Origin of the sequence: Kitasatospora sp. NPDC059817 (assembly GCF_042731835.1) — a bacterium.
GTDB lineage: Bacteria > Actinomycetota > Actinomycetes > Streptomycetales > Streptomycetaceae > Kitasatospora.
Window position 1 is genome coordinate 1 of record NZ_JBHWIR010000044.1, and the last position, 7,168, is coordinate 7,168.

Annotated in this window: 6 protein-coding genes and 1 pseudogene; 3 read left to right on the forward strand and 4 right to left on the reverse strand. The window is 73.9% G+C overall.

Translation table 11 applies throughout. The features are described 5' to 3' along the window. Positions 1-409: pseudogene (locus ACFV61_RS12290) on the reverse strand (hypothetical protein); the annotation flags it as partial. A gap of 209 nt (positions 410-618) precedes the next feature. Between ACFV61_RS12290 and ACFV61_RS12295 the strand changes: the two are divergent. Then, positions 619-2,214 (forward strand): M4 family metallopeptidase, encoded by a 1,596-nt coding sequence (locus tag ACFV61_RS12295; RefSeq protein WP_380371442.1) that lies wholly within the window; start codon positions 619-621, stop codon positions 2,212-2,214. 96 nt (positions 2,215-2,310) lie between these two features. On the opposite strand, the gene ACFV61_RS12300 is transcribed toward ACFV61_RS12295, so the two are convergent. From ACFV61_RS12300 to ACFV61_RS12310, 3 genes are all read right to left on the reverse strand, one after another. Continuing rightward, positions 2,311-3,339: a hypothetical protein gene (locus ACFV61_RS12300; RefSeq protein WP_380491466.1), complete on the reverse strand. Its 1,029-nt coding sequence runs from the start codon at positions 3,337-3,339 to the stop codon at positions 2,311-2,313. 93 nt (positions 3,340-3,432) lie between these two features. Continuing rightward, complete coding sequence (locus tag ACFV61_RS12305; protein ID WP_380491467.1) at positions 3,433-4,401, reverse strand: D-2-hydroxyacid dehydrogenase family protein; 969 nt, start codon at positions 4,399-4,401, stop codon at positions 3,433-3,435. Positions 4,402-4,518: 117 nt separating this feature from the next. Further along, positions 4,519-5,241, reverse strand: a complete 723-nt coding sequence (locus ACFV61_RS12310) for a rhomboid family intramembrane serine protease (RefSeq protein ID WP_380491468.1) — start codon at positions 5,239-5,241, stop codon at positions 4,519-4,521. 272 nt (positions 5,242-5,513) lie between these two features. Between ACFV61_RS12310 and ACFV61_RS12315 the strand changes: the two genes are divergently transcribed. Both ACFV61_RS12315 and ACFV61_RS12320 read left to right on the forward strand, forming a co-directional pair. Next, positions 5,514-6,449 carry an aldo/keto reductase gene (locus tag ACFV61_RS12315; protein ID WP_380491470.1) on the forward strand — a complete coding sequence of 312 codons (936 nt, stop codon included), beginning with the start codon at positions 5,514-5,516 and terminating at the stop codon, positions 6,447-6,449. A gap of 191 nt (positions 6,450-6,640) precedes the next feature. Continuing rightward, on the forward strand, positions 6,641-7,168 hold a 528-nt coding region (locus tag ACFV61_RS12320), incomplete at its 3' end, for a TetR/AcrR family transcriptional regulator (protein WP_380491472.1).

The window sequence follows — 7,168 nt, forward strand, 5'->3', positions numbered from 1 at the left end:
GTCCTTGGGCAGGAACACCCCGGCCAGCTCGGTGTCCTCGCCCGCGACGCGGCTGTTGACGCGGACCGGCGGGTCGTAGCGCAGCGCCGCGGGGAGAGCGGCGGCGTTTTGGCGCGCGCGCGCCCGCCGCCCCGCCCCCCACGCCGCCGTGCACCTCGACCGGGCCCCACTCCAGCTCCCGGGCCAGCCAGTCGGTCCACTCCGGGCCGACCTCGGCGGGCAGCACCAGCAGCGCGGGTTCGGGGCTGTAGCAGGTGGCCAGGCAGGCGTAGTGGTGCGCCTGCCGCAGCCGTCGGGCCCGCTGGGCGGCGTCCATGTCCGGGGCGAAGAACTGCTCGTTGAAGTCCGCGACGTTGCCCACGTGGACCGCCGCCCGCCCGCCGGTCCAGGCCCCCACCCATCCGTCCATGGGGGCGAGCCTAGGGCCTCGTCAGGTCATGCGTCATGCGTCGGAACACGATCGGCCATATGCGGCACGGGTGTTGATTTCTGCTCACTTTTGATTTGAACAGGACACAACTTGGCAAAGATATGACCATTCCTCTAGCTCTACCTGACTGATCGCCGTCAATGTCGGTCGCAGCTCTTTTCCCTGCAGCTACCCCGACTGGAGTCAGAGTGAGCCCCACCTCCTCCTCCCGCCGCCCCCTCGCGGCCGGAGCCATCGCGGTCGTCGCCGCCCTCGTCGCCGTCGCCGTCCCCACCGGCACGGCCTCCGCCGCCACCGGCACGAGGGACGCCGCGATATCCCAGGCCCGCGCCAACGTCACCCACAACGCGGGGGTGTTCGGCTTCGGCGCCGGCCAGGACCTCGTCGTCAAGGACGTCGTCCTCGACGCCGACGGCACCCAGCACGTCCGCTTCGACCGCACCTACCAGGGCCTGCCGGTGGTCGGCGGTGACCTGGTCGTCCACCAGGACGCCCGCGGCCGGCTCAAGGACTCCTCCCGCGCGGCCGCCCACGACGCCGCCGTCAGGTCCACCGTCCCGAAGGTGCCCGCGCAGGCCGGCGCCGCCAACGCGCTCGCGGCCGCACCCGGCGTCCAGGACGCCACCAGCACGCCCGAACTGGTCGTCTGGGCCGCCGACGGCACGCCCCGGCTCGCCTGGCGCACCACCGTCGAGGGCACCGGCGAGCACGGCCAGCCGGCCGGCAAGGTGGTCGTCACCGACGCCACCACCGGCGAGCAGATCGAGACCTACGACGCCGAGCACCAGGCCTCCGGCACCGGCCACTCCGAGTACACCGGCGACATCACGATCGACACCACCGCCCAGAGCGGCGGCGGCTACACCCTCAAGGACGCGGTCCGCGGCCACGTCACCAAGGACGCCAACAACGTCGCGGCGAGTGCGCTCAAGGCCGGCTCCGGCACCGCGTTCACCAGCACCACCAACGTCTGGGGCGACGGGAAGAAGTTCTCCACCGACCGCTCCACCGCCGCCGTCGACGCCCACGCCAACACCGCCTGGACGTACGACTACTACAAGAACACCTTCGGCCGGAACGGCATCAAGAACGACGGCAAGGGCGCCACCGTCTTCGTCCACGTCGGCACCAACTGGGACAACGCCCAGTGGTCCGACAGCTGCTTCTGCATGATGACCGGCGACGGCGACGGCAGCACCGACCCCGAGCAGGTCGACCTCGACACCATGGGCCACGAGATGACCCACGGCGTCACCAGCGCCACCGCCAACCTGCGCTACAGCGGCGAGTCCGGCGGCCTCAACGAGTCCACCAGCGACATCTTCGGCACCATGGTGGAGTGGTACGCCAACAACAAGGTCGACACCCCCGACTACCTGTTCAGCGACCAGTCCACCCCGCCGTGGCTGCGCCGCTTCGACAAGCCCTCGCTCGACGGCCGGTCGGCGGACTGCTGGAGCAGCTCGGTCGGCAAGCTCGACGTGCACAACTCCTCGGGCGTCGGCAACCACTGGTTCTACCTGGCCAGCGAGGGCAGCGGCAGCAAGACCATCAACGGCTACACCTACAACAGCCCCACCTGCAACAACTCCACGGTGGCCGGCATCGGCAACCAGAAGATCGCCAAGATCTGGTACCGCGCGCTGACCGTCTACATGACCTCCACCACCACCTACAAGGGTGCCCGCACCGCCTCCCTGAGCGCGGCCAAGGACCTGTACGGCCTCAACAGCACCGAGTACAAGGCCGTCGCGGCGGCCTGGAGCGGCGTCAACGTCAACTGACGTACCGTCCCCGGGCGGTGGAGGTCAGGCGGTCAGGCAATCAGGCGGTCAGGCGGTCAGGCGGTCAGGCGGTCAGGCGGTCAGGCGGTCAGGCGGTCAGGCGGAGAACCCCACGTGGACGTGGTCGTGGTGGGTGTCGTCGGTGAAGAACTGGTTGCCCACGCCCGGGATCGCCACCGGACCGCCCACGTTGTACGAGCCGGCGGCGGCCGCGTCCCGCATGAAGGACTCGATCAGCTGCCGGGGCGTCGACGGGTCCACCACCGCCTGACCGTCGATCCGCCAGACGTCGAAGGCCCGGCCCAGCGGATGGTCGCTGGGCCGGGTCGTGCCGAAGACGTCCAACGGGTGGCCGGTCCGCACCACGCTCACCGACAGCGTGTACGGTCCGGCCAGCCGGAGCATCGCCGCCAGCACGCTGTCGTGCACGGTGCCGCTGCGCAGGTCGGCGGCCGCCTCGGGCGGCAGCTCGATCCTCGGCTGGGCCAGCACCTGCGCCACCGCCGGGGCGGGTGAGGCGGCGGCCGGGCCCGGCTCCCCCGGGTTCAGGGCGGTGACGGTCCAGCGCGGCGCGGCCCGGCTCAGCCGGACGTCCACCGTGGTGCCGCCCTCGGCGACCGAGCCATCGGCCCGGCGGGTCCACTGCCGGCAGACCACCAGCACACTCGCCGAGTCCGCGAGGATCCCGCCGTACTGGGCGTCGATCACCTCCAGGCTCGCCTCGGCGGCCGTCGGGGCCAGCGGCCCGGCCCGGTCCGCCAGTTCGGGCGGCAGGCCGAGCGCCGCCACCCGGGCCCGGGCCGCCTCCACGCCCTGCCCGCCCGGCGGCCAGGCGCCGAGCGCGGCGACCAGCTCGACGGCGCGGCGCTTGACGTCGGGCTGCACCTCGGACGGGCCGGGCTGCCAGAGCACGGGGTTCGGCAGGGCGGAGACCGTCGGTGTCCCCGTCGGCGTCGGGGCCACCGTCCACGTCGACGTCTCCGTCGGTGTGCCGGCCGGACCCGTCGTCACCGCGGGCCGCCCGGCCCCGCTCCCGCACCCCGCCGCGCCCAGCAGCAGCGCGGCCGCACCCGCCCTCAGCACACCGCGCCGGCCCGCACCCCGGGCACCGTCTCCGCTCGTCACGCGGCCAGTATGCGGCCGGGCGGCGCCCGGCGGGCGGACGCCGCCACGAGGGCCGGGCCCGGGCCCGGCCTACGGGTCAGCCCGGCCCGTGAGTCAGCCCAGGCGGCGGATCGGCTCGCCGGCCAGGTAGGCCGCGATGTCCTCGACCGCCTCGCCGTAGTAGCGGCGGTAGTTGTCGCGCGACACGTACCCCAGGTGCGGGGTGGCCAGCAGCCGGGGCGCGGTGCGCAGCGGGTGGTCGGCGGGCAACGGCTCGACGTCGAAGACGTCCACGGCGGCGCCCGCGATCCGGCCCCCGGTGAGCGCGGCCAGCAGCGCGTCCTGGTCGACGATCACCGCCCGGGAGGTGTTCACCAGGTACGCCTCGGGCTTCATCAGGGCGAGTTCGGCCTCGCCGAGCAGTCCCCGGGTGCGCTCGCCCAGGGCGAGGTGGATCGAGACGAAGTCGGCGCCGCTCAACAGTTCCTCCTTGCCGGCGGCCCGGCGCACGCCGACCTCGGCGGCCCGCTCGTCCGTGAGGTTCTGGCTCCAGGCCAGCACGTCCATGCCGAAGGCCAGTCCGACCCGGGCGACCAGGCCGCCGATCTTCCCCAGGCCCAGCAGCCCGAGCACCCGCCCGTGCAGGTCGGCGCCGACGGTGCTCTGCCAGGGACCGCCCTCGCGCAGCGCCGTGCTCTCCGGCACGATGCCGCGGGCCAGGCCGAGCAGCAGCGCCCAGGTCAGCTCGACCGGCGGGGTGGACGAGCTGGCCGTCCCGCAGACCGTCACGCCGTGCGCCTCGGCGGCCGCGTAGTCGATCGCCGAGTTCCGCATGCCCGAGGCGACCAGCAGCCTGAGCCTCGGCAGCCGGGCGAACAGCGAGGCCGGGAACGGCACCCGCTCGCGCAGGGTCACGACGAAGTCGAAGTCGGCCAGGGCGGCGGCGAGTTCGTCCTCCGACCCGAAGTGCTCGGAGAAGGCGGTCACCGCCACCCGGTCGGAGACCGGGGACCAGTCGACGATGCTGGTGGCGACGCCCTGGAAGTCGTCGAGGACGGCGCACCGAAGGGTCCGAAGTGTCATGCCCGCACTCTCCCAGACGCCAGTCGGCGCCCGGCGTGCCAGGCCCCGGTCCGAGCTAGCGGGTCTGCGGGTATGCGGGTCTGCGGGATCGGCCCCCGGGGGTGGACCGGCCCCCGGTCACACCGCGGCGGGCTGCCCGGACGGCCTGGTCCTCGTCCCGGCGGCGAGCACCAGACCGAGCAGGCAGCCCGCCACCAGGCCGGCGCCGTGGTTGTTCCGCAGCGCGCACAGGAACAGGCCGGCCGCGGGGATGAGCAGCAGGTACCAGGTGCGCTTGAACGTGAGGCCCAGGGCGCTCCCGCGCAGCAGGCAGGTGACGGCCAGGGCGCCGAGCAGGCCGCAGACGGCCACGGAGTCGCCGCCGCCGCGCGGCGACCAGCCGGCCAGGCTCACCACGTGGGCGAGGACGCCGCTGGCGAGGAAGACGGCCAGGGTCCGCCACCATCCGAGGACCGACTCGGCGACGGCGCCGACCACGAGCAGGGCCGGCAGGTTCATCGCGATCTGCGCGATCCCGGAGGACTGCACCAGCAGGGCCGTCCCGGCCCGCCACCACTGCCCGTCGGACAGCGCACCCGGCTGCCGCATCAGATCGTCGACCAGGGTGGGCACGGCGTACTGGAGCACGGCCATCACCGCCATCAGCGCGAACAGTGCGAGGGTGGCCCGGGGCCGCCGCGCCAGGGCGGCCCGGACCACGGCGAGCACCTCGCCCGGTCCGGCGCCCGCCGGAGCGCCGGCTCCCGGGCCGGCGGCGGAGCCGGCCAGCGCCAGCGCCTGAAGTCCCACGCTGACCACCACGGCAGCGCTCGCGTACAACCCGATCTCGTGCGGCGACATCGCCGACCCCCCGTTCACCCGACCCCGGGCGCTCCCGCCCGTCGACGAGCCCCATCATCCCGGCCGGGCGGGGCCCCGGACCAGGGCGGGTGATCATGGAAACGGCATGACGGTTGTCACAGTCCCGACAGGTCCGCCGTCACGGCGCCCTCCCCCCGTGGACAGCAGCCCGCCGTCACCTACGCCCCCGTGGATTCCGCGGGGATTCCGCGGGGATTCGTACATTCCCGAATCGCTGGCGGTCAGGGCAGGGCAGTGGCGATCATGACGGCATGACTTCTGGCACCACCCCCGCCCCCGCCGCCGCCCCAGCCGCCGTCACCGCCGCCGCCTCCGGCAGTTGGACGCTCGGCGACCGCACCGTCCACCGGATCGGCTTCGGCACCATGCGCCTGCCGCAGACCGGCCGGGCGCTCGTCCCCGACGCCGTACCGCGCGACCGCGAGCAGGCCGTCCGGGTGCTGCGGCGCGCCGTCGAACTGGGCGTCAACCACCTCGACACCGCCGCCTTCTACTTCTCCCCGCTGCGCTCCGCCAACGAGCTGATCAACCGGGCGCTCGCGCCGTACGCCGACGACCTGGTGATCGCCACCAAGGTCGGCCCGGGCCGCGGACTCGACGGCGAGTGGGTGGAGCACGCCCGCACCCCGGAGCGGCTGCGCGGCCAGGTCGAGCAGAACCTGCGCCAACTCGGCCGCGACCACCTCGACCTGGTGAACCTGCGGATCGTCGGCACCGACTCGATCGCCGAACGCTTCGGCGCCCTCGCCGAGTTGCGCCAGGCCGGGCTGATCCGCCACCTCGGCCTCTCCAACATCCACCCGCACCAGCTCGCCGAGGCGCAGGCCGTCGCGCCCGTCGTGTGCGTGCAGAACCCGTACGGCATCGGCGCCTCGCCCGAACAGGACGCCGTGCTGCGGCTCTGCGGCGAGCAGGGCATCGCCTTCGTCCCGTTCTACGCGATCGCCGGAGCCGGGCGGGAGTCCGGCACGGGCGGCGCCGAACCGGCCCAGGTCCGGGCGGTGGCGCAGGCGCGCGGGGTCGGCCCGGCCCAGGTCCGCCTCGCCTGGACACTCCACCAGGGCCCGCACGTCCTGGCCATCCCCGGCACCGGCGACCTGGCGCACCTGGAGGACAACATCGCCGCCGGGGCCCTGCGCCTCTCCCCGGAAGAGTTGGCGCTGCTTCAGGAGGCGCACACGGGCTGACCCGGAACCGGGCAGGGCCGCGACGGCACCGCTCCGGGACGAGCTCAGGATCACCGGCGAGCACGAGAGCACGCACGCCAACACGAACGAGGGAGTCCCGGAGCGCTGCTCCACAACGACCTGCTTCCCGCCCGCGGCCCGGCGCTGAGGCCCGTCGACAGGAATATGCAGACCGGTCTATTGTTTTCCGCATGGGAGTCAAAGGTGAGGAGACCCGGGCCCGGCTGATCGCCGGTACCCGGACGCTGATCGAGGCACAGGGCTACTTCGGGACCGGCCTCAACCAGATCGTGGCCGCGACGGGCGCACCGCGCGGCTCTCTCTACTTCCACTTCCCCGAGGGCAAGGACCAACTGGTCGCCGCCTCCCTCGCCCAGGCCGGGCAGGAGGTCGAGGACCTGCTCGCCGCGCTGGCCGCCGAGGGCGCCGACAGCGGAGCGCTCACCGAGCGGCTCACCGAGGTCTTCGCCGAGCGACTGGCACGCTCCGACTACACCAAGGGCTGCCCGATCGCGATCGTCGCCCTGGAGGTCGCCGGCACCAACGAGCCGCTGCGCGCCGTCTGCGCGGAGGTGTACGAGAGCTGGCAGCGCGTGCTGGCCGGCCGGCTGGAGGCCGAGGGCTTCCAGCCCGCCCCGGGCCCGGCCCCGGCCGGGGGGGGGCGCCCGCGCGTGGTGGGGGCGGGGCGGGAGGGGGGGGGGGGGGGGGCGCCGCCGCCC

Bases quoted from the DNA above. Each gene is read 5' to 3' on its own strand.
- ACFV61_RS12305 (WP_380491467.1), bottom strand. From the start codon at position 4,401: ATGACACTTCGGACCCTTCGGTGCGCCGTCCTCGACGACTTCCAGGGC.
- ACFV61_RS12310 (WP_380491468.1), bottom strand. From the start codon at position 5,241: ATGTCGCCGCACGAGATCGGGTTGTACGCGAGCGCTGCCGTGGTGGTC.
- ACFV61_RS12315 (WP_380491470.1), top strand. From the start codon at position 5,514: ATGACTTCTGGCACCACCCCCGCCCCCGCCGCCGCCCCAGCCGCCGTC.